This window comes from Undibacterium sp. JH2W, from assembly GCF_049340425.1.
Taxonomy (GTDB): Bacteria; Pseudomonadota; Gammaproteobacteria; order Burkholderiales; family Burkholderiaceae_D; genus Undibacterium.
On record NZ_JBMPOT010000004.1, the window covers coordinates 40076 to 62485 of the forward strand.

The window sequence follows — 22410 nt, forward strand, 5'->3', positions numbered from 1 at the left end:
AGAATGCGCTATGCGCACCGTCCTTCTTGTTGAAAATCTCAAGAGAGCTAGGGTTTCATACACAGAAACGTATGTGCAGGTGAAGAAATGGTGCGCATGGCGCACCCTGCCAACCGCCAATTTTATTTGGCAACAGCTCATCAACCGACGCTTGAGGACTTTCTTGTGAAGACGTGAGGGCGTTTAAAAGCTTGCATATGCCTATCACAGCCAGTATTCAAGTCGCCTGGCCAGCCATTCTTTCAGCTTGTTCATTTTTGGGCGTTGCTTCCAGGTTTCCAGGCTGACTTCGGCAGACAAGCGTAAATCTTCTTTGAATGCATTTTCCATCGCTACTGCGAACTCCGTATCGACGACCACGACATTGACTTCTTTATTGTGTAAGAAGCTGCGGGTATCAATATTGGTGGAGCCCACGGTAGACCATACCTGGTCTATCACGGCAGTTTTTGCATGTAACACAGAGACATTCAACTGATACACTTTTATGCCGCCTTCCAGCATCTCATCGTAAAAGGACTGGCCAGCATGGAATACCAAGCCACTGTCAGTCACACCAGGCATGATGATCTTGACGTCGACGCCACGCCGGGCTGCCGCGATCAAGGCTTTCAGAATCTGGGCATCAGGAACAAAATAAGCCGAGGTGATGTGTATGCTCTCTCTGGCTTCCTGTATGGCCAGCAAATATGCCTTGTAAATCGCTGGATTGCTTTCAGGTTCACTGGCCAATACGCGCACCAATTTATTGCCCTGATCTTTGAGCGTAGGGAAATACAATTTATCAGCCGGTGGCAGGTCACCAGCCTTAAACCAGGTATCGAGAAATATCCACTGCAAGGCTGCCACGGCCGGGCCGGTGATCTGGATATGAGTATCACGCCAGCCTACCTTGTCAGGGGTTTTTGATTTCGAGCGGAATAAAGAACTATTGGCATAAGTGGCGCTGATGTTGACGCCGCCTGTGAAGGCAATTTCACCATCGACGATAAGTATCTTCCTGTGGTCGCGCCGGTTCGGTTCCCAGGGGCCATGTAACCTGGCAGGGTTGACGGGATTAAAGGCCAATAATTGTATGCCCGCTGCCTTCATATTGTCGAAAAAACTTTGCGGTGTGCCTATGGTGCCCACGCTGTCATAGATGATATTGACTTGCACGCCGGCTCGCTGTTTTTCCATGAGCAGTTTGGCAAATTCCATGCCCAGTTCATCCTGGTCAAAAATATAGGTTTCCAGGTGTATATGGTTCTTTGCCTGTTTGATGGCGGCCATCATGGCGACCATGGTTTGCGGCCCGTCGAAAAGCAAAGTAACTTGGTTGCCGGCAATCAGCGGGCTGCCAGTAAGCGTTTCTTCCAGTGCGGCCAGGGCCTGTATGTTTGCCAGGCCAAGACTGGATTTTGCCCAACGTTGTCGCATCAAGACCTGCGCCTTGTCTGTGCTTAGCTCACCTTTGGCATTATTAATGGTGGGCTTGGTCACTGCAGCCTTTTGCGGCTGATCCAGGGAGGGTGCCAGATAACTGACTTCTGGCAGTGAACTGCAGGCATTGAGCATGAGTGCGCTAGCGATGCTTGCAGCACCTGCCAATATGGATCGACTGGCCTCGCGCTTGGCTTTCATATATGGTCCTTGAGGCGTAGGCAAGGCAAAAGACGGATGTGGGCTTACTGGTATTTTCCTGATTTGACGAAGATGGCCAGGCCCTCTCCCTGGTCGCCATCTGCCCGTACGGTAAGCCAGGTCCTCAACGTGTTCTTATGCCCGATTTTCTATAGGCTTCAGCTATATCTTGCTGCATCGTTGCTTTGGCGTCGCGCAAGCAAGAACTTTGCTGGCTGCGTTCCATCCGTCTGCAATCAATCACAGATAATTGATAGACAGCTTCGGCTTCTTTCTTCAGTGTCTTGAAATAAGCCATGGGCGTCATTTCTTCCTGAAACCAGCGTTCAGGATCGCCGCGTTGAGAAATGATTGGCGGTTCTGCATCGGCAGCCTGTGCAGAACCCAGCACGGCACCACTCATTAATGCGAAAAGCATGCCTGCTACAAACCCTTGTCTTGGCGTTTTCATGACAATTCCTTAAAGTATAAAATGACTTTTTTTGTTTACAAACGACCGGTCAACAATAATATGATGAGGATAATTACGACCAGGCCAGTCACCCCGCTAGGACCGTATCCCCAGGAACGGCTATGCGGCCAGGCTGGAAATATGCCAACTAAAGCAAGAATAAGTACGACGAGTAGTATGGTGCTCATGATGTAGCCTATAGTGTTGGATGAAGCGAAGACTGGAGTCTCAAGCCGCCGGAATGTAATTAGAGGCTTTTGCGAAATTAACCTGGCGTTGTTGCGCTTCCTTGCCGTACTAAAGTACTGTCTGCGTCAGCGACGCCTAGCCATCTTAATTTCGCAACAGCCTCTTAGCTCCAACTCAAATTAAAAACCGCTAAAAGTGCTGCTCTTAAATATTGGCACACTCACCGTGCTGTTCTTTCCATGTCTGTACTCTTTGCGTTTCTTCTATTTCCTGAACGGGAAGATAACTGGCATTTGCATCAAGTTCAGTTTCCGTTTGCTCAGTGTTTTGGCTGGATACTCCCCATGCCAGTAAAGATCCAATGACAGAGCCGAGGGTGGCGCCAAAAGCAGCACCGACGAAGGCAGCTTCCAATGGGCCGGAAACCATAAAATCAAAACCAGGGATGAAAAAGGGGGAAATAATGACTGCCAGGGTCGCATTGACCATGCCCAGTACACCACCGACTACCACACCTATTGTGGCACCAGTCGTGATGTTTGTATTCACGTCCCAGTATTCCCCAGTCGGGACATTGATCTTGGACTGTCCTTTGAAATCACTGCGTCGTGTCAAAGGATGATGGCTGGGAATGAATACGTCATGTACTTCTGAGGCCATATCGCTTGATGATGTAGGGTCATTGCTGGTAATCATGATATCTGGCTCCCTGGTTAACAACAGGCCCACCTCATGTGAGCCTTGAAATTATGGGTTGGTAATTTTTTTGACGGCTTTTTCTATTGCCTCACGAGCGTCGCCGATATTTTTTTCCAGCTTGCCTTCTGCCTGCTTTTGCAGACCCTTGATTTCCTGTTCTTCACTGCCTATGATTTTCCCGGCATTTTCTTGCACTTTGCCTGCGATATCTTTTGCAGTGCCTTTAATTTGGTCTTTGTTCATGATTTTTTCCTTGCTTAAAAATGACTGCCTTAGTCCGGCTGGAATTAAATAACAGTCTGTCGGTCGGATAAAACTGCATATAGCTGGTGTTGCATGACAAATATAGGCTTATCCAGGCTGGTTTTCTGTGCGCTGGCACACGCTGTAAAAGAATTCGACCAGGAAAAAGTTTTTACCTCGCCAAAGAAAAAAATATTCAACAATGTTCGATACCGTACAGATATGTAGTTGCACAAACAGCACACTGAGGCATCGGAATTTCCCGACACTGCAATTGTTAATCGCGGATCAACCGCTCAACTCTCATACCCAAGGGGAAAAAATGAATAAGAAATTTGCCATGATGCTGGTTTGTACGGCTACGCTGAGCAGTACCTTCTGTTTTGCTGCTGACGAGAAATCTGCTACCTACAAGGCAGCAAAAGAATCAGCTAATACAGAATATAAGCTGGCCAAAAGCAAGTGCGATGCGATTACCGGTAATCCAAAAGATGTGTGCATAGCTGAAGCGAAAGCAGCGCGCATCCACACTGAGGCAAATGCCAAGGCTGACTATAAGGACACACTGTCAGCTCGCACCAGCGCAAGAAAAGATATTGCCGATACCGACTATGATGTAGAAAAAACCAAATGTGGCAGCATGACAGGCAATGATAAAGACGTTTGTGTCAAGCAGGCAAGTGCTAACAAAGTTGCTGCAGTCGCCAACGCCAAGGCTGATAAAAAAGTAGTTGAAGCCCGTGTCGATGCCAATGACGAGAAGCTTAATGCGCAATACAAGGTCGCAGTAGAAAAATGCGATGCCATGTCTGGCCAGGGTAAAGACAACTGCGTCACAGCTGCAAAATCAAAATTTGGTAAATAAGTTTGTTTGGTTGGCACTAGCCGCCACCTTTGCCTGATGCAGTATGCGGCTTTGTGTTTATTTATTGTAATTAATCTCTAGAAAGAAAAAAATGAAAATCGCTCAACGCATGATGACCATGATATTTGCTGCTTCCCTGTTGGTAATTGCTGGCTGTGCTTCAACATCTACACGGGAAGGTACAGGTGAATACGTCGATGATTCTGTTATTACGACCAAGGTCAAGGCAGAAATTTTTAATGAACCAAGCCTGAAATCCTTGGAAATAAATGTCGAAACATTTAAAGGTATTGTACAACTCAGTGGCTTTGTCACTTCCAGTGCTAATATTGACAAGGCAGTTTCCATTGCCCGTAATGTCAAAGGCGTCCATTCTGTGAAGAATGATATGCGCTTAAAGTAAGATTTTATTAGCTAAAAAAGAAACGGGAGCCGAGGCTCCCGTTTCTTTTGATGCAGACTTATTTTACACGCTGTTCGACATTGAATTGTTCTATGTCTACACGAGGATCAGGTTCCAGGCAGACATGCAGGCAGACAAACAGATCTGCACGTTTTTTATATTTGGCTTGATACGTCAAATTCATCGTTCAAGCGCATGCCTGCCATATTTATTGCTTGACGCCGTCATTCTTCATTGCTTCCAGCTTGTCGTAGCCTACAGCTGCAGAAGCCGTCTTGATGCTTGCCATGTCCACATTATCACCACGGGTTTCTACAATGAAGCGGCCAGCGATCAAGAGACTGTATTCGCCTGAGGGACCATCCTTCTGGAATCTTTCATGAGTGGGGCGGCCATTGACCTTGCCCATCTTTTCATAGCCGTGATCGGTTTCTTTTTCTTGTTCAATCGCACCCCAGGCAAACATGGCACCAAACATCTTGCTGCCAGCAGTATCTGTAATGGTGATTCTGATCTGGTGATTATTTTCATCGGCATAATGGGCTTCCGCCTTGGCGATCTTGAACTCGCCCATGGCTGATTTTTCCCCTTCCAGGCTATTGCGTTTCAAGTTGCCTATGGCCTCAGGGAGCAAGGCCTTGAGCTTGTCTTTATCAACGACTTCAGCCTCGCTACCTGCACCCAGGGCTGCGCCCAGTGCATCGGTTGCTGCTTTCATTTCAGCCTGTGGGTCGCCAGATTTTTTCGCAGCTTCCATTTTTTTATTGGCCTCCTCCATTTTTTTGCCCATTTTTTCCAGTTCCCCCAAAGCGCCGTTGACTTCAGGTGTGCTGCTGTGCATGCTGGATATGCCAGACATGGGGCTGCCACTGATATTATGGAGTACGCGGGAAAAGACTATTCCTATGACCACCACACAGACCACAGAAACAGCTGCGTAAACTGGTGCTTTGTCTTGCGGTGTTTTCATCAATACTGGCAATCCCAGATACAAGAGATAGATGCCATAAAGACCTGCCAGCAGACTAAGCATACCTAAATCAGGAAATATAAACAGTATCGCCGCCACGAATACTGGAGTAAAAGAATAAGCTGCCACTTTGAGAGATTGTGCAGAATTCTTTTCTGCACCAAATTGTGGTGCCAGTGCGTTGATAATCAAGGACGTCAGATAAACACCGATCAAGGAAGATGCAAAAGTCATGATCGTATTGGTGATCCCGGAAAGGATGGACAGGCGTACCGTAATTCCTACCAGCGGGACACTAAAACCGACTATACACATGCCTATGAACATGGCAACAGCAGGTATGGCAGCCAGCGGTGCCACATAGTTCTTGAACAAATCTATCGTCGCAGTATTTTCTTCTGCAATGACCGGCCATTCAGTCTTGGGAGTAAGCGTGATATTTTTTGCACGTTGAACGAGATCCATGGTGTTTCCTTGTCGTAAGGGGTAAGACTGGAATTGGCTTCGTGAACACAAAAAGCGGAAAAAACAGACTACTTAGCTTTTGATTAAGTAGCAAAGTTTATTACAGTTTTTTGCATTTACTCAAAAATAGCCCTTTTCTGTGGCTTTTCTGAAAGCGGATCTGGTTCGTGCTTTTCAGCAATATATCCTGTCTTACATATCTTCAGGCTTCAGCCCAGGCAAGAAACGTATGCCGGTCTTGTTGACCAGCTCCTGATAGCTGATAGGCTTGCCGACACCTGCCTCATCCGTGTTTTCCACCCAGTGCGCCCAGGCACGGCCATTGCTGGGGTCGTAGATCAGTTTGTACAGGTATTTGGGAACCCAAACCTGGTTATTTCCCACGGTCGCCGGGTGACTGCCATAGACCGGGCCAGTGATGACGTAGACATCGCCCGCTGCCCGCATGACATATTGCCGTGTACTTTTTTCTATGCTGGCCCACAGTTTGCGGTTGTTTGCAGGTGCTTGCGGCACCATATTGGCCAGCGAAAAACTTTGTGCCATAGCCGTGCTGTCTGCCATGTCCGCGGCAGGTGCCATGTGACCTCGGTCATAGCCCGAGCCTTTGTAATCATCCAGCTCAGCCCGTTCTGCCCGTGGCAAGCGGGCATCGGCATAAAACTGATTGCTGCGCTCATTCTCTTTGGCCTTTTGTATGATCTGGCGATTCAGCCTTTCGGCCACATAGATGGGGGTATGGCTTTTGCCTGAGTGCAAAACGGCAAATGCCGAGAAACACAGAGCTCGCGGGCGCATCTGACTCGCATGGGCTAAGCTTGGAATTTGTCCTTTGGCAAAAAACTGCGGGCAATCAGAAAATTCCCCTGTGCTTGAGACCGATGGTTTGATCGAGGGAAGATGAAAGGGGAAATCAAAAAACGATAAATCTGTAAATGAAAGGCTGATGAGCGCGAAAAGGAGAAGGGGGCTGAGTTTTGTGAGTTTTTTAAGCATGAATAGTTAAGTGGATACCGTCCAGGACTGCCCTGAGGCGGCCGGGCATTAAATCAACACGTCCAGATGCGCATATGAGGCAAAATTCAGAAGGGCTGGATTCTATATGAATTTTGTCGGGGTATCTTGCTGACAAACGCCTACAATGGCTTTTTGATGTAAGTACTTTGTAACAAATTGAGACTATTTTGACAATAAAATACTTGCTTATTTAGTTTGCGTGGCAGACTATGCGGCAGGTTAAAAAATGAAAAATTATCTTGATGCTGTCCGTCTCCATCCTGACTATCGCCAGAAACAAGCTGCTGAAGCTGGAAACACGCTGGGTATTGCCTGGTTTGTTATTGCTGGAAGCTATCCTGTACTGTCTCGATGAGTTTACCGGCCCCTATAGTTTTTATGCTCCTTTCTATATCTTCCCTGTTGCTATCAGCGCAGCCTTGCTATCGCAGCGCCTGACGTTCTTTTTTGTTGTTTTGTCCAGTTTGGCGCGAGCACAAGTATTCAGCCAGGTTTTTCAGGGAGGGAGCTTGTTGATGCTGGCATTTGATATTGCCCAGAGCATGTTGTTATATGGTTCTATCGCCATTCTGGTGATCGCCGTGAATACTATGTACCTGCGCTTGCTCAGGTATGCTGAATATCTGCGTGCCAATATCCGGCAAATGCGCCAGCAAAGAAGGTATAAGGCCAGCATACGCCGTGCGCTGCCAGATGATGCTGATGACATAGTGCGGCTAGCCGTGAATGGTGCCAGGAATGGCGATTTATCTGAAGATATCTCGAATGCGGTGTTGCAACGCACCCTGGCGGTGGCGTTCAGGCAGGGCATAGTTGAGGGGCTGACAACCAGGCATATCTGGGCTGGTGGCCAGCAAAAAGTACCGGTGGAATTCTGGGTTTCCATCATCAATGATCGCATGGCCGGGTTTTTCATGCTGTATGGTGTTGATAACCAGCAAGGTTCCGAGCGTGAATTGCATGCCATGGTGGTGGCGGACGAATACCGTGGCCTGGGCATAGGCGCCGCCATGACGGATTTCTTTTGCATGCATTTCAAGAATCGTCGTTTGTTTGCCGCCTGCAAGCCGGGTTCAACCATGATGAAGATGCTGACGCGTCGTGGCTTTAGCATGTTTTGTGCGACAGAAAATGATTACATCATCATAGAGCGGCATAATTGACAACAAGAATTGTGTCCTAGTTATTGTGCACACTCTCCCAGTTCAGGCCAAATTTGTGGAGATATTTTTTAAGCCTGTCCGCATCATTGGGATTGGCCTTATTGCTGCGTGAAACAGCAAACAGTTGGCGGCCCGCTTCCGACATGTTTTTAGAGCGCAGGCATACTGCCAGCACCGCCTGTAATTGCACAGCATCGAATAAATCCAGTTGGGCGACTTGTTCAGCCTCCAGATGCTCATGCAAATTTATTTCATGTGCATCACTCCCACTCTCATGTGCATGTGACCACAGGCGTTGCAAGCGCTTGATTTCTTCACCGGCATTTTGATCATTGATGCGCCCGGCATCGGCCAGCGTGGCCATACGCGTGACTGAGGCTGACAAATCGCGGAAATTGCCCGCCCACACCGCCTGGGCGGAGGTAGCGAATTTCATATAGCTGTCTTTCGCTTCTTTATTGAAACGCACCATCTGCCCATTCTCAGCGCTATATTGTGACAATAGATAATCGATATTCGGCGCAATGTCTTCCACCCGGCCACTCAAGCCAGGCAATTCATATGACCACAGATTGATGCGTGCATACAAGTCTTCGCGGAAGCGGCCCGCCACCACTTCCTTACCCAGATCACGGTTGGTGCCAGCAAGCAGTTGGAAATCGCTTTGCACTTCATGGTCGCCACCCACCGGGAAGAAGCGTTTTTCTTCTACCGCCTTGAGCAGCATGGCTTGTTCATCCAGACCCAGTTCACCAATTTCATCAAGGAAGAGCAAGCCCTTGTGTGCTGTCCTTAGCAAACCTGGGCGGTCAGACATGGCGCCGGTGAACGAGCCTTTGATATGACCAAACAGGGTAGAACCCGCGCCATCACCACGCAAGGTTGCGCAATTGACTTCGACAAACTTGCCTTCCAGCCTGTGTCTGGCTTTTTTTAATTCAAAGATACGTCGTGCCAGGAAAGACTTGCCCGCACCGGTCGGTCCCATCAGCAGGATGGCAGCCCTGGACTTGATGGCTACGCGCTCTATCTCCTCTATCATTGTATTAAAGCGTGCATTACGTGTGGCAATGCCAGACTTCAAAAAGGCCACGCCTTCTTCCTGCTCACGGCTAAAGCGCTGGGCAATTTGGTCATAGCGTGACAGGTCCAGATCGATGATGGTCATCTCACCAAAATTGGCCTTGGTCTGACGCCGTGGCGGCGAAGTCTGTAAGAGCTTGCCGGGCAGGTAATTGGCTTCTGTCATCAGGAACAGGCAAATTTGCGCCACATGGGTGCCAGTCGTGATATGCACCCAGTATTCTTCTTTGTCGGTATCGAAGGGGTAAGACCTGGCAAAGTCAAACAGACAGCCGTAAACCTCTTCAAAGTCCCAGGGATCTTGTATTTCCAATTGATGCGCGCATACCTTGGTCTCGGGCGAGGTGTCGGCAATGTCTTTCTCTAATTGTGTCAGCAAGAGCTCATGCTGGCCGCTATACAGTAAATCAATGCGGTCAATGACGATATCTTCATGCTGGGTCAGTGCGACTGTAGGCCGCCATTTTTCCCAGCGACCACTGCCACGACCACTATCAAGTTGCGTGCCTATAAAACCGATGACGACTTTTTTCTTCTGCATTATTTGGATAAATATTTATCTATTTGGATAATTATATATGAAATAGGTTTTGATATTCATTTTGATTGCGTTCTTATTTTCCTTCTATTTTTCTATTGAATTCAATGACTTAGATTGAATCATTCGACGCTGGTACAGACCTGGCACGCCCATTGCAATAGAGATAGACAAGAGCGGGCAGAGATGCAGCGCTTGATGAGATAAGAAAAAAGAAAAAAGAAAAAAGGAAATGAAATGGTTAATACACAATTGTTCCAGAGTTTAAAAAACTCACTGACAAACAAATTATTGCCAGTTACAGATACAACAAATTTTTCCGGTGTTGCAGCTTACAAGTTCACTGCTGAACACAAGCTGGCGCAATATGCGGCCACTGGTTGCTTGAACGCGACTTACTACGCCAGTGCAGAAGCACAACTGGCCACCGTGCTGGATTTGACTAAAGAGGTAACGCCACTGTTTGTAGCGCAAACTGCGATCTACTGCCGTGAACGTGGCTATATGAAAGACATGCCAGCCTTGCTGGTCGCAGCACTGACCATGCGTAATGCAGTCGAGTTGCCGCGTACTTTCAAACGTGTGATGAACAACGGCAAGATGTTGCGTAACTTTGTGCAGATCCTGCGTTCAGGTGCGATAGGCCGTAAGTCCCTGGGCTCACGTCCTAAAAAACTGGTGCAGGCATGGTTGAATACTGCCAGCGAAAAAGAATTGCTGGCAGCAGCGGTGGGTACTACACCATCACTGGCAGACGTTGTGAAAATGGTGCATCCAAAACCTGCTGAAGCATGGCGTGAAGCCTTCTTCGCCTGGTTGATAGGCAAGCCATACAAGGCAGAAGCCTTGCCTCCTATGGTGGCAGCGTTTGAAGCATACAAGAAAGACCGCAGCCTGGCTTTACCAGATGTGCCTTTCCAGATGCTGACGGCGATGGATTTGACAACAGAAGACTGGGCGCAAATTGCCCGCCAGGCTGGCTGGCAGATGTTGCGTATGAACTTGAACACCTTTGGTCGTCATGGCGTATATGCCTTGCCAGGCATGGTGGAGTTGATTGCGGCTAAATTGAGTAATGTAGAGGCGATTGCCAAAGCCAAGGTGTTTCCTTATCAGTTGATGGCGGCTTACAAAGCAGCGAATGAGGAAGTACCATTGCCAATCAAGAATGCGCTGCAGGATGCGATGGAAATCGCCTTGAGCAATGTGCCGGAGATATTTGGCAAGGTCGTGGTGTGTGCTGATGTGTCTGGCTCCATGTCGTCTGCAGTCACAGGTTACCGTGGCTCTGCAACGACAGCAGTACGTTGCATAGACATTGCTGCTCTGGTTGCTGCTGCCATGTTGCGCAAGAATCCATCAACTCTGGTCTTGCCGTTTGAGAACGAGGTCGTGAAATGTGATTTGAACCCACGTGATAGCGTAATGACCAATGCGCAGAAGCTGGCAGCAATAGGTGGTGGTGGTACCAATTGCAGTGCTCCACTGGTGCAGTTGAACAAACAGAAAGCGCAAGCTGACCTGGTAATTTTTGTCTCTGACAATGAATCATGGATGGATGCAGGTCGTAGTCGTACTACTGCAACCATGGCGGAATGGAATGTGTTCAAGCAACGCAATCCACAAGCCAAGCTGGTGTGTATAGACATTGCGCCTTATGGCACGACACAGGCAGCGGAAAGAGATGACATTTTGAATGTAGGTGGTTTTTCTGATGCCGTATTTAAAATCATCGCTGCCTTTGCTGCTGGCCAGCTAAGTGCAGAGCACTGGGTAGGTGAAGTAAAGGCAATTGATATTTAGAGAGCCGCTGGCGTGGCAAATGCAGTATGTGCTTCGCCAGTCCAGGTAGTAAAAGTTTTTGAACGCAGCATGAATGCAAATGTGATTACACCTCCAAACTGTAAAATCACTTTTAATCCTTGTCATGCAGTGCTTCAAAGACCATGTGATTGTGGTCTTGAGTTTGAAATGCAGTGCGAATGCGCAGGCGATTACATCCGAAAAAATCGCAAGCCTTCCTTGTCGTACGGTGTTTCTCACTACTTCAATCAGATGTCGCAGTACAGGTTTTGAATATGGCATGAATGCTGACGTGATTACATATGGGATGAATATCACGTTTTGATTCTTGTCATGTCGTATTCAATAAATATCATTGTAGTAAATCATTGCCATAGTTTTCTTGAATACCCTATGAATGCTCATGTGACTACATTTGCAATGTTCACAGCAATTCTTGTCGTAGGGTGGTTCGGGAAATAGAGCTGTAAAGGTTTTTGAATGAGCTAAGAATGCTGAGGTGATTACATTTTGCGAAAATGAGACTTCACTTCAAACCCTTGTCTTAGCTTGTTCAATCAGGTTTTACCCGAATGCCATCAGGATTACATCGGTTAAATTGGTTCGACTCCAATCTGGTCTACACCGTAAGGTTGGATCAGCAAGTCCTGGTAACACTTGTCGGGGTTTTAATTTTTAAAGTATAGACGTGATGAAAAGTGGCAAACAAAGACGGGCAGAAATCATGGAAAAGCGGCATGCCCGCATACCTGTGAAAGAAAGTTTTGATGTTTATGTCTTGCCCGCTCCGGCTGGGGCAATATTATCAAATCGCGAAGTGTTGAGAAACAATAACACTTACGGTCTGCTGCCCTTGTTTTATGTGGACTATGCCTTCAACTGTCGTGATTGCGGATGCGCTCAGATATGGACAGGCAAGCAGCAGAAATGGTGGTATGAAATCATGCAAGGGAATATCAATAGTGTAGCGATTCGGTGTCGTCCTTGCAGGAAGGTGGAGCAACAAAGAAAGAAGCAAGCCAGGGAAGCTCATTTGAGTGGTCTGGCAGCAAAGCAAAAACAATAGAGTTTCCAGGCGAATGCCAGTGAACATTCAACGGTCCTAAGGTGGTTAACAGAGGCATGGAGATACATTCATGGTCTGGTGTAGCCTGGGTACTGACTCTGACAAGAGTCTCCAGGCCGTCCGTTTCACAAACCCTTGTCGCCGCAAGTAATAAAAAATAATAGGAAATGAAAGAGTTTGAGCAGTAAGTAAAAGTTTAGGCGAATGCTGGTGAAATTACATCACTTTTAATGAGGCTGTCGCGGGTTCGAAGCCCGTCACGAAATCTCGGTTTCGTGTAGCTCAGTTGGTAGAGCACCTGTGGGTAACCACATACATTTCACCGAATATTGTCGCCGCCCCAATTTGAAAAAGAAAAAAGAGAAAATATGAAGCACGAAGATTATGATGTAATGCAGTACAAAGATGGTCGTCCTATCAAAATGTGGACTAAAGGTGTTCCTGTTGAGGAAGAAGCCAAGCAGCAATTGGCGAACACTTCCCGTCTGCCTTTTATCTACAAACATATCGCTGTGATGCCAGATGTGCATCTGGGTAAAGGTTCTACTATTGGTAGTGTAATCCCTACCCTGGGTGCAGTGATCCCAGCGGCTGTTGGTGTGGATATCGGTTGCGGTATGATGGCTGCCAAGACCACTTTGTTTGCCCATGATCTGCCAGATAACCTTGGCCCTTTGCGTGCCGCGATAGAAAAAGCCATACCGCATGGTATGTCGCCTAAGACCCGTAGTTTCAAAGGCCGTGATAAGGGTTCATGGGAAACACCACCAAGTGCGGTGGATAATGCCTGGGCACAATTGAAAGATGGTTTTGATGAAATCTGTTTGAAAACTCCGCGTTTAAAAAACACCAATAACTATCGTCATTTGGGGACTTTGGGTACAGGTAACCACTTCGTTGAAGTATGCCTGGATGAAGCCAATGCAGTATGGTTCATGCTGCATTCCGGTTCACGTGGTGTAGGTAATGCGATAGGTAGCCATTTCATAGAATTGGCAAAGCAGGATATGCGTACTCATTTTATTAACTTGCCAGATCAGGACTTGTCTTACTTGCCAGAAGGAACCGAGCATTACAAGGATTATATCGAGGCCGTAGGTTGGGCGCAGAAATTTGCCCGTTTGAACCGTGAAGTGATGATGCAAAATTTGATCGCTGCTGTACGTACCGTAATCAGCAAGCCGTTCGAGACTCATGTCGAGGCGGTAAACTGCCACCATAACTATGTGCAGAAAGAGCATCACTTCGGTAAAGATGTATTGGTAACCCGTAAAGGTGCAGTATCTGCGCGTGCCGGTGAATTGGGGATTATCCCTGGTTCCATGGGAGCGAAAAGCTTCATCGTGCGTGGTAAAGGAAATGAAGAAAGCTTCCATAGCTGCAGCCACGGCGCTGGCCGTACCATGAGCCGTACCGCAGCCAAGAAGCTGTACACCGTCGCCGATCAGATCGCCGCAACGGAGGGTGTGGAATGCCGTAAAGATGCAGATGTGATTGATGAAATCCCTATGGCATATAAAGACATCGACGCCGTCATGCTAGCACAATCTGCCCTGGTGGATGTGGTGCACGTATTGAAGCAGGTTGTGTGCGTTAAGGGTTGATTTTTAAATTCAAGACCTCTCAATATAGAGGTCTTGAACTTGCTTTTGATTTGAATTGAAAATAACAATAATGAATAAGAAAATGATAGAGCTGGATGGCTCTTTGGGTGAGGGTGGTGGACAGATATTGCGTACGTCTTTGAGCCTGTCCATGATTACTGGTCAACCGTTTCGCATCATCAATATCCGTGCTGGCCGAGCCAAGCCGGGTTTGTTGCGCCAGCATCTGGTGGCAGTGCAATCAGCTGCTGCCGTCAGCGGTGCGCAGGTGACTGGTGCAGAATTGGGTTCAACCACGCTGGAATTTATTCCATCGGGTATCTATGGCGGTACTTACCAGTTCGCCATAGGTAGTGCAGGTAGTTGTACCCTGGTGTTGCAAACACTGATACCGGCTTTGCTGTATGCCGACAAGCCATCGACCATCAAGATCACTGGTGGCACACACAATGACATGGCACCACCTGCACAGTTTTTGCAAAAGGCCTATGGCCGGGTATTGCAGCAGATGGGCGCAGATGTCAGTTTTGAATTGAAACGCTATGGCTTCGTACCTGCTGGCGGCGGTGAAATTATCGCTCAGATACAGCCATGCAAGCAGTTGAAGAAGATCGACCTGCTGGAACGCGGTGAAAGACTCAAAGGCTATGCCGAGAGCTTTGTTGCTGGTGTACCTGTCGATGTCGCTAAACGCGAACTTGAATGCGTAGGCGCGGGCATGGGCTGGAATGCCGATCAATTGCTGGTACGTGGCCTCAGCAATGACCAGGGTCCCGGCAATGTATTGCTGATTACGCTGGAACATGAACAGGTCACCGAAGTGTTTTGCGGTTTTGGTGAAAAAGCCGTCAAGGCAGAAAATGTCGCCAAACGTACTGTGCAGGAATTGCGTGAATACGTCGCATCGGGTGCTGCTTTGGGTGAACATCTGGCAGACCAGGTCATGTTGCCATTTGCTTTGGCTGGTGGTGGCAGTTTTACGTGCAGTGTAGTGTCGCAACATGCGAAGACAAATGCAGATGTTATTGCCAGATTCTTGCCCATTATTACTAAATTTTCAGCAGACGCTCAAAGATTTTTGTGCTCGATAAAATGAAGGTTATAGAATAAAAATTCTGTATGTAAAAATGCACAGTATGCTGATTTGAAGTCAGTCATTTTTGTAATTCAACTGCTCTGGGGAAGTTCTGCGGCAGGAACGCTCGGCTGGTACCGAGAAGGCGCTGGTTCGAATCCAGCCTCCGGATCTCAATTTTTTAAAGGCAATTGGCCTCTTCACTCACCTGGCTGAGTACCATGACCATCGAAAATAACAAAGACGTGTCAAAAGACAACAGCGAAAATATGGACGGTGTATCGCTCGCATACCCATATGCGCAAATTGCCAAAGCGATTCAGGCGCAAGTTACGCACGGCGATCCAGATGTACGTGAAAATGCCGGAAACAAGATACATCGCTGGACCAGTGTGATTCAAAACATGATAGCCGGAGTTTTGACACCTGGATCAAGAACACCATTATCGAATGTGCCCGCCTGGGTAACTCTTGATGTCATAACGGGCGGTTTTGCAACTGGCAATTTTAAAGCTGGGGGAGACTTACTTGATTATGAAAAATTCTTGCTTACTGAAATAGGTGAAGAATTTCAAGGCATCAATACATCAAAAGCTCGACAAACTCTCAATACCTATTTCATTTCAGAAATTGGATTCAAAAAACTGCAGCAGGCCCTTAATTCTGGAGCATATGAAATAGATGTTCCAGAATCAGGAGCATTATTGGTATTGACCTGGCTTGCCGAACGAGGGCATTTCGAACAGGTTGAGACTTTGTTGAGTGTGATTGCACCTTGGTTTGACAGGTTAAGGTTTTATCCTGACCTGAGTTCCCGGAAGGCTGCCCGGCGAGACAGGAAAACGGTACATGTTCGTGATGTTGCATGTACACGCCAGATATTGGGAAGCATTGAATCAGATATTGGTATCCGGATTCAACGGGAAACGATTGCCACCTGGAACCCAGCTTATGACAGGATGTTGGGTTTGTTTCTCGAAACGCTGGAAGGTGATATGCCATCCATTGCGCTTGACGCCTTTGGATCGTGGGTGAATAAAGAAAACCGTAAATTCAATGTAAGTGGCGGATGGCCATGCAAAAAATATCCGGATGACTGGACGGGGCGTGCGCGTCAATTTCTTGACGAAGAAAATGAGTTGCGTAAAGTTTACAAATTGAGTTCGCGACCCTACCGGAAGGATGATAGTTATTTTCAGTTGCGATCATATCTGGAAATTTGTGTGCGCTCTCCCGCTGATTTGAATGGTCGTGACGTAGGGCGAATCAGATTGATATTGGCACGCGCTCTTACCAAACGAGGTATTCCTTCGTCCCAAAAGCACGCAGAATTACGTCAATTTCAGGAACAACAGATACGCATTCCAGATTTTAAGGTGTTTGCAAAATTGTTGGGTGAGCGATTGCGAGAGCATTCGCCTGATTACGGTATTGAAGATACGCAGGTAGTTTTACAAGCCGTTAGCAAAGATGAGGCAGTGCGCTGGAATGTAGCATCTGAAAGCCGCATACCCAAGAGCTTGATGCGAAAAATTAAGCTTGGCAGTGAAGAAATCGTGGAAGACTTGCTGAAGTACCGCATCATCGCTTCAGGGGAAGTATTGGCACAAGTCTTACCGCAGATGGCGGAGCAAACTATAGCTTCAGGCTTTGATAATCTAGAGGCTAGACGCCTTTATGCCTCGGTTTATATGGCGTTTCGCCGCAGGCGGTCATTACTGTTGCTAAACCTGGAAAAGCAGGTGCAGTTGGAAGAGTTACCCTGGGTTAAGGCATTGCTGCCGTTTAATCGAAAACATGAGCAAAGCAATCTGGCGAATCGACAGATTCTTTTGGATTCAGTGCGTTTGAATTTTACAACTTTTCCTCAAGCACTGTTACCAAATAAATTACTGAAGGAATTCTCAGCTTTTTCTAAGGAGGCTGATCTTAAACTGCCTTTGATTGAAGAGGTCGCAGCGGATATCTTCATGGGGCAGTTTTCTGCCAAGTTTTTGGAAGCAGCCAAGCTTGCTGCTGGACATTTGCAAGGCAGTTTATATGAGCGGTATTACGATATTGATTATGCCCGTGTAATGGCCATAGAAGATACCGAAAAAAATGGAAAGGAAAAAAGTAAATACAGAATTATGCAGATGACAGATAAATTTGCAGAGCTTTGCGCGCACATGTCTGGCCAGTCAAATAGTCGAAGTACAGCAGCAAATGGAACGATCATTGAGTGGCAGCAAATTATTACTACGCAAAACCTCGCTGCCCTTTGTCTGCACATTGATGGAGGAGCGCTGTTGACTGAGGATTATTTCAACATGGCAAAAAAATGCTATATCTTCTTGTGCAATTGTCTGAGCAAGAAGCGCTCAGGATGGCATGACGGTTTGATCAAAGTGAAAAATTCTGCCTATGCCTGGCGTCAGATGATCTTTTTCATGTCGCAACTCTCTGAACACAGGGTCGCTGAATTTTTGGAATGGACAGAAACTCACTTGCATCTTCAAAATAAAAATCTTAAAGAGGCAATTCAACCTGCCATGATTGGTCTGCAAGTAGCTGCAAAAGGTAAGCGACTCGACCGTGAAATTTGCGTGTCCACAGGTGCGCAACGTTTCCTTGGGTGGTCAACAAACCAGCATTGGCTACTGGCTGGTTTGGAGCTTGATTCCAAAGATCGTGTGTCATAGCAAGCATGCTCAGTCTTTTAAGAGTGAATAGAATGCTGTCATAAAAGATTGAGGTATTTTTATAATTTCTATTGACACAGTAATTTATTCTCGTGCAGAATCGAGTCTCTTCGATATGCAGCAATATAAAAATTTTCTGCAATTCGTTTTTTCATCAACACCCAATTCAAGAAAGGAACGGCCATGCCACGGAATACGGCTAATAACAATCAGAACAATATTTAGCCCCGTGCACGACGCTCGGGGTTAAGGCAAATCGCCAACCCGAGCCGGTCGTTTTTTTGAAAACCCCGGTGAGGAAACTCGTCGGGGTTTTTACTTTTCAAACCGCTGATTTTTGTTGGAACGCCAGAACTTGCATAGCTTTGCGCCATGCAGGAAGGGACGGTGTTCGCCAAAAAAATACGCAGGCTTATTGACGAAGAAAAGCAGCCAGATTTTTCTCATGCTAGCAGCAGAATTTGCTGAACGGCAGAAATGACTGGCTGAAAAAACACCGGCATGACAAGAAGGAAAATTGTATGCCTATAGCTAAGAGTTTGCACAAGGCCAGAGTGCCTGTGCATATATTTACCGATGATGTTGATCATACTGCGATACAACAGTTGCTCAATATCGCCAGTTTAAACATCGTCCATCCCCACGTTGCCGCCATGCCCGATGTGCATGCGGGTGTGGGGGCCACGGTAGGCAGTGTGATACCTACCCGTGCAGCCATCATCCCCGGTGCGGTTGGGGTGGACATAGGTTGTGGCATGAATGCCGTGCGCACGACTTTGACGGCCAGCCAGTTGCCAGACAATCTGGCGAAGCTGCGCAGTGCCCTGGAAGCCGAGATACCTGTCGGTTTTCGCCAGCATGCCTGGAACCGGATGCGCGGGTCTGCGCTGGTCAGAGTGGGCAAGCCCTTGAATGACAGGCTGGACAAGATCGTTGCCAAGCACAAAAGCATCATGCGCATGCTGCCCAAGTTTTACCAGACCTGGATATGCCAGCTAGGTACCCTGGGTGGTGGTAATCATTTCATTGAAGTATGTATTGATGAAGAACAGCGCGTCTGGATCATGCTGCATTCTGGTTCACGTGGTGTGGGCAGTGTCATAGGCAAGCATTTTATCTGGGCCGCACGAAAAGAAATGTGGCGGCACCAGATACATTTGCCGGACAAGGACTTGTCTTATTTCACTGAAGGCTCGGAATTGTTTGATGACTATGTTGAAGCAGTGCAGTGGGCGCAGGACTATGCGCTGGCTAATCGCAGTGAAATGATGCGCAGGGCATTGGCTGTGCTGGAAAGAGAAGTCACCAGTTTCAAGCTTGACGGCGAAGCCATTAATTGCCATCACAATTATGTGTCGCAAGAAACCCATAATAATGAAAATCTCTTCATTACCCGCAAGGGAGCAATTTCTGCCCGCATGGGTGAGATGGGGATTATTCCTGGCAGTATGGGGGCGCGTAGTTATATCGTCAGGGGCAAGGGTAATCCTGAATCATTCTGTTCCTGTTCACATGGGGCAGGGCGCAGGATGAGCCGGGGTGAGGCCAGGGAGACTTATGATGCTGATGATCTGGCAGCCCAGACTCAGGGTATAGAATGTCGCAAGGACAAGGGAGTCGTCGATGAAATTCCGGCAGCGTATAAGGATATCGATGCAGTCATGGCGCATCAGCATGATCTGGTTGAAGTTGTACATACCTTGCGCCAGGTCGTTTGCGTGAAAGGATAAGAGATGAAGCTCACAATCAAATTGCCCAAGCCACGCAATCCACTGGCGGTAGTGGCAAAGCAACGCAATGCCGGTGTCCATGGCGCCCTCAATCCCAAGCGTACTGAACGCAGGCAAGAGAAGCAGCGCTTGCAACAACTTAAAGGCGGGCGGCTGAAGGATGACGAGTAAGTAAGCAGCTGGTTTTAACCAAGGCGCTCATTTGGCAACAAATGGGCGCTTTTTTATTTGCCTGGCTTGAAATGCTTTGCTGCAAGCCGCAGAGGCTGGATAGAATTGCTGCATTAAAATAAAAGCTGCGCCTGGTCGCAGACGGGGATACACCATGATGCGGCAAAACCGGCTACAAGCCATAGATCTCTTGCGCGGTCTGGTCATCGTGCTGATGGCACTGGATCATACCCGCGACTTTTTTGCGGTGACCCCGTTCGATCCTCTGGATTTGCAGCAAGGTTCGCCAGGCTGGTTCTGGACACGCTGGATTACCCATTTATGCGCGCCCATCTTCGTGACCCTGGCTGGCATGTCGGCTTTCTTGCGCTCGCAGCAGCGTGATAAAAAAGATATGATGCGCTATCTGCTAAGCCGGGGTGCTTTGCTGGTTTTGCTGGAATGCACCTGGGTCAGCTTCAGCTGGCAATTTGGTTTTAATGTGTTCATCCTGCAGGTAATCTGGGCCATAGGCATGGCGATGATGGCGCTGGGTTTGCTGATCTGGTTGCCGCGTTGGGCCATTGCTCTGATTGCTGCGGCATTGATATTGCCGCATAACCTGCTCGATGGCATGCATGCCAAAGGCAGCCACGTTTTGTTCATGGCCTGGCATCAGGGTGGCTTTTATCCCCTGACTGATAAGCTGGGCATCGTCTTTGCCTATCCACTCATGCCCTGGATAGGTTTGATGGCGGCTGGTTATGCGCTGGGGCCGGTGATGTTGTGGGAGGCTGACAAGCGCCAGCGTGTCCTGTTCTCCGCAGCGACTATCCTGCTAGTGAGTTTTATGATTTTGCGCAGTGGCAATTATTATGGTGACCCTGATTTCTGGTCGGCACAAGGCAAGGGCTGGTTCTATGACTTCATGTCTTTCGTCAAGGTGCATAAATATCCGCCTTCCTTGTTATACCTTTGCATTACCCTCAGCATAGGCCTGGGGACGCTGGCCTTGATGGATAAGTATGTGAAAAAACCTTTGCCCTTGCTGATGTTGTTTGGCAAAACACCGATGTTCTTTTATCTGGTGCACATTGCGCTCATCCATGCGCTGAGCTGGATTTATATGCAACTGCGTTATGGCCAGATCGTTGATTTTCGCAAGCCGGAGGCGACGCCAGCGTATGAGGCTTCACTACTGGTTTGTTACCTGGCCTGGTTGTTTGCTTTGACTCTGATGTGGGGGCTGACCAAACTGTGGCTGGCACGCAAGCGGCAGACAGTAGCTACATCAGGCACGGCCTAAGAAAGTACTTTTTGTTTTCTGGGCGATGGATGCAATATAAGTCCCAGCAAGCTTATGCAGGCAAAAACGGCTCCAGCATAGAAGGTAAACGCAGATCCAAATTTTTGCCACAGCAAGCCTGCGACGACGCTGGCCGATAGCAGGCTGAAACCACTGGCGAGATTGAAGAAGCCAAAGGCCGTGCCACGTAAATCAGCTGGAGCACTGGCTGCGACCATGCTGGACAATAAGCCCTGGGTCATGCCCATGTGTACGCCCCATAAGGCGATACCTGTTGCCAGCCCATACCAGTGCTGGCTATAGCCGAGTACTACATCCGATGCCACCAGCACCAGCAGGCCCCAGGCCAGCAACTGAGGGTGAGACACCCGGTCAGACAGTTTGCCAAAAGGGTAGGCTGTTGCTGCATACACCAGGTTCATGGCGACCATGATGAGGGGCACATAAGCCACGGGTATCTGCATTTGCTGGGCGCGCAGTATCAAAAACGCTTCACTGAAGCGGGCCAGGGTAAATATGCTGCCCAATGCCACTACCCACCAGTAAGGTGCACCCATGCGGCGCAGATTGTGCATGCTGACAGGGTTGCCTGGTCTCTTTGCAATTTTGTTGTCCGGCTCTTTTACGCCGACGAAGAGCAAGGCCATTGCAGCCAAACCGGGAATGACGGCCAGCCAGAATATGCGCCGGTAGTCATTCATCCATAGCAGCATCAGTGCAGTAGCCAGCAAGGGGCCGACCACGGCACCTATGGTATCGAGTGATTGTCGCAAACCGAAAGCCGCGCCGCGTATTTCTGCCGGGGTGATGTCGGTGATCAGGGCGTCACGCGGCGCACCGCGTATGCCTTTGCCTATCCTGTCCATCATGCGAGCTGTCAGCAGCATGCCCATGCCCTGGGCAATGGCAAACAGCGGCTTGGTGAAGGCACTCATACCATAGCCAAACACGGCCAGTGCCTTGCGTTTACCCAAGCGGTCACTCAATGCCCCTGAAAATACCTTGACGATAAGAGTGGTTGATTCGGCGATACCATCGATCAGGCCAACGGCAAACACACTGATGCCGAGCGTGCCGACCATGAACATGGGTAGCAGGCTATGTATCATTTCAGAGGAAATGTCCATGAGCATGCTGACAAAGCCGAGTACCCAGATACTTTTAGGCAGTGGAGGTTTGCTCATGTAGGCAGCTTCCCTTAGAGGTAATGATGGGAGTGTGCCTTAATTTGTGGATAGTGGGAATGCCATCTTGTTTGTTGCAGCGCAAACCGGCTTCAGACCAAT

20 protein-coding genes and 1 tRNA gene are annotated in these 22410 nt (G+C 48.1%); 12 read left to right on the forward strand and 9 right to left on the reverse strand.

The window, feature by feature from the left end; all coding sequences use genetic code 11:
- Positions 1-204: 204 nt before the first annotated feature.
- The 5 genes from cls to ACO0LC_RS06605 all read right to left on the reverse strand — a co-directional run bounded on the left by cls (position 205) and on the right by ACO0LC_RS06605 (position 3205).
- Positions 205-1623 (reverse strand): cardiolipin synthase, encoded by a 1419-nt coding sequence (gene cls, locus ACO0LC_RS06585; RefSeq protein WP_423001857.1) that lies wholly within the window; start codon positions 1621-1623, stop codon positions 205-207.
- Positions 1624-1747: 124 nt separating this feature from the next.
- Positions 1748-2074 carry a hypothetical protein gene (locus ACO0LC_RS06590; protein ID WP_423001859.1) on the reverse strand — a complete coding sequence of 109 codons (327 nt, stop codon included), beginning with the start codon at positions 2072-2074 and terminating at the stop codon, positions 1748-1750.
- A gap of 35 nt (positions 2075-2109) precedes the next feature.
- Positions 2110-2262: a DUF3309 family protein gene (locus tag ACO0LC_RS06595; RefSeq protein WP_423001861.1), complete on the reverse strand. Its 153-nt coding sequence runs from the start codon at positions 2260-2262 to the stop codon at positions 2110-2112.
- A gap of 205 nt (positions 2263-2467) precedes the next feature.
- Complete coding sequence (locus ACO0LC_RS06600; RefSeq protein WP_423001863.1) at positions 2468-2959, reverse strand: hypothetical protein; 492 nt, start codon at positions 2957-2959, stop codon at positions 2468-2470.
- A 51-nt stretch (positions 2960-3010) separates the two neighbouring features.
- Positions 3011-3205, reverse strand: a complete 195-nt coding sequence (locus ACO0LC_RS06605; protein ID WP_423001865.1) for a CsbD family protein — start codon at positions 3203-3205, stop codon at positions 3011-3013.
- 322 nt (positions 3206-3527) lie between these two features.
- Here ACO0LC_RS06605 and ACO0LC_RS06610 point away from each other — a divergent pair, with 322 nt between their 5' ends.
- Entirely contained in the window at positions 3528-4070 is a 543-nt protein-coding gene (locus ACO0LC_RS06610; RefSeq protein WP_423001867.1) for a hypothetical protein, read from the forward strand.
- A 91-nt stretch (positions 4071-4161) separates the two neighbouring features.
- Entirely contained in the window at positions 4162-4473 is a 312-nt protein-coding gene (locus ACO0LC_RS06615; RefSeq protein WP_423001869.1) for a BON domain-containing protein, read from the forward strand.
- Between the two features lie 208 nt (positions 4474-4681).
- Here ACO0LC_RS06615 and ACO0LC_RS06620 read toward each other — a convergent pair whose 3' ends face one another.
- Entirely contained in the window at positions 4682-5908 is a 1227-nt protein-coding gene (locus tag ACO0LC_RS06620) for a Yip1 family protein (protein WP_423001870.1), read from the reverse strand.
- A gap of 192 nt (positions 5909-6100) precedes the next feature.
- Positions 6101-6904: a DNA/RNA non-specific endonuclease gene (locus ACO0LC_RS06625; protein ID WP_423001871.1), complete on the reverse strand. Its 804-nt coding sequence runs from the start codon at positions 6902-6904 to the stop codon at positions 6101-6103.
- 263 nt (positions 6905-7167) lie between these two features.
- On the opposite strand from ACO0LC_RS06625, the gene ACO0LC_RS06630 reads away from it, so the two are divergent.
- Positions 7168-8088 carry a GNAT family N-acetyltransferase gene (locus ACO0LC_RS06630; protein WP_423002133.1) on the forward strand — a complete coding sequence of 307 codons (921 nt, stop codon included), beginning with the start codon at positions 7168-7170 and terminating at the stop codon, positions 8086-8088.
- A gap of 16 nt (positions 8089-8104) precedes the next feature.
- On the opposite strand, the gene rtcR is transcribed toward ACO0LC_RS06630, so the two are convergent.
- Complete coding sequence (rtcR, locus tag ACO0LC_RS06635) at positions 8105-9712, reverse strand: RNA repair transcriptional activator RtcR (protein ID WP_423001872.1); 1608 nt, start codon at positions 9710-9712, stop codon at positions 8105-8107.
- Between the two features lie 234 nt (positions 9713-9946).
- Here rtcR and ACO0LC_RS06640 point away from each other — a divergent pair, with 234 nt between their 5' ends.
- From ACO0LC_RS06640 to ACO0LC_RS06680, 9 genes are all read left to right on the forward strand, one after another.
- The gene (locus tag ACO0LC_RS06640; RefSeq protein ID WP_423001873.1) at positions 9947-11512 is read left to right on the forward strand and encodes a vWA domain-containing protein; all 1566 of its coding nucleotides are present in this window, start codon (positions 9947-9949) and stop codon (positions 11510-11512) included.
- 691 nt (positions 11513-12203) lie between these two features.
- Positions 12204-12578, forward strand: a complete 375-nt coding sequence (locus ACO0LC_RS06645; RefSeq protein WP_423001874.1) for a zinc-ribbon domain containing protein — start codon at positions 12204-12206, stop codon at positions 12576-12578.
- A gap of 368 nt (positions 12579-12946) precedes the next feature.
- Positions 12947-14182, forward strand: a complete 1236-nt coding sequence (locus ACO0LC_RS06650; RefSeq protein ID WP_423001875.1) for an RtcB family protein — start codon at positions 12947-12949, stop codon at positions 14180-14182.
- A 70-nt stretch (positions 14183-14252) separates the two neighbouring features.
- Positions 14253-15278 carry an RNA 3'-terminal phosphate cyclase gene (rtcA, locus tag ACO0LC_RS06655; RefSeq protein WP_423001876.1) on the forward strand — a complete coding sequence of 342 codons (1026 nt, stop codon included), beginning with the start codon at positions 14253-14255 and terminating at the stop codon, positions 15276-15278.
- Between the two features lie 79 nt (positions 15279-15357).
- Positions 15358-15429: transfer RNA gene (locus tag ACO0LC_RS06660), tRNA-OTHER, on the forward strand.
- Between the two features lie 49 nt (positions 15430-15478).
- Positions 15479-17938, forward strand: a complete 2460-nt coding sequence (locus ACO0LC_RS06665) for a hypothetical protein (RefSeq protein ID WP_423001877.1) — start codon at positions 15479-15481, stop codon at positions 17936-17938.
- A 521-nt stretch (positions 17939-18459) separates the two neighbouring features.
- The gene (locus ACO0LC_RS06670) at positions 18460-19668 is read left to right on the forward strand and encodes an RtcB family protein (RefSeq protein WP_423001878.1); all 1209 of its coding nucleotides are present in this window, start codon (positions 18460-18462) and stop codon (positions 19666-19668) included.
- Between the two features lie 3 nt (positions 19669-19671).
- A complete protein-coding gene (locus ACO0LC_RS06675) occupies positions 19672-19839 on the forward strand; it encodes a hypothetical protein (RefSeq protein ID WP_423001879.1) in 168 nt (55 codons plus the stop codon).
- A 154-nt stretch (positions 19840-19993) separates the two neighbouring features.
- Positions 19994-21124 carry a DUF1624 domain-containing protein gene (locus ACO0LC_RS06680; protein WP_423001880.1) on the forward strand — a complete coding sequence of 377 codons (1131 nt, stop codon included), beginning with the start codon at positions 19994-19996 and terminating at the stop codon, positions 21122-21124.
- On the opposite strand, the gene ACO0LC_RS06685 is transcribed toward ACO0LC_RS06680, so the two are convergent.
- A complete protein-coding gene (locus ACO0LC_RS06685; RefSeq protein WP_423001881.1) occupies positions 21121-22308 on the reverse strand; it encodes an MFS transporter in 1188 nt (395 codons plus the stop codon). The genes ACO0LC_RS06680 and ACO0LC_RS06685 overlap by 4 nt on opposite strands.
- Positions 22309-22410 lie beyond the last annotated feature (102 nt).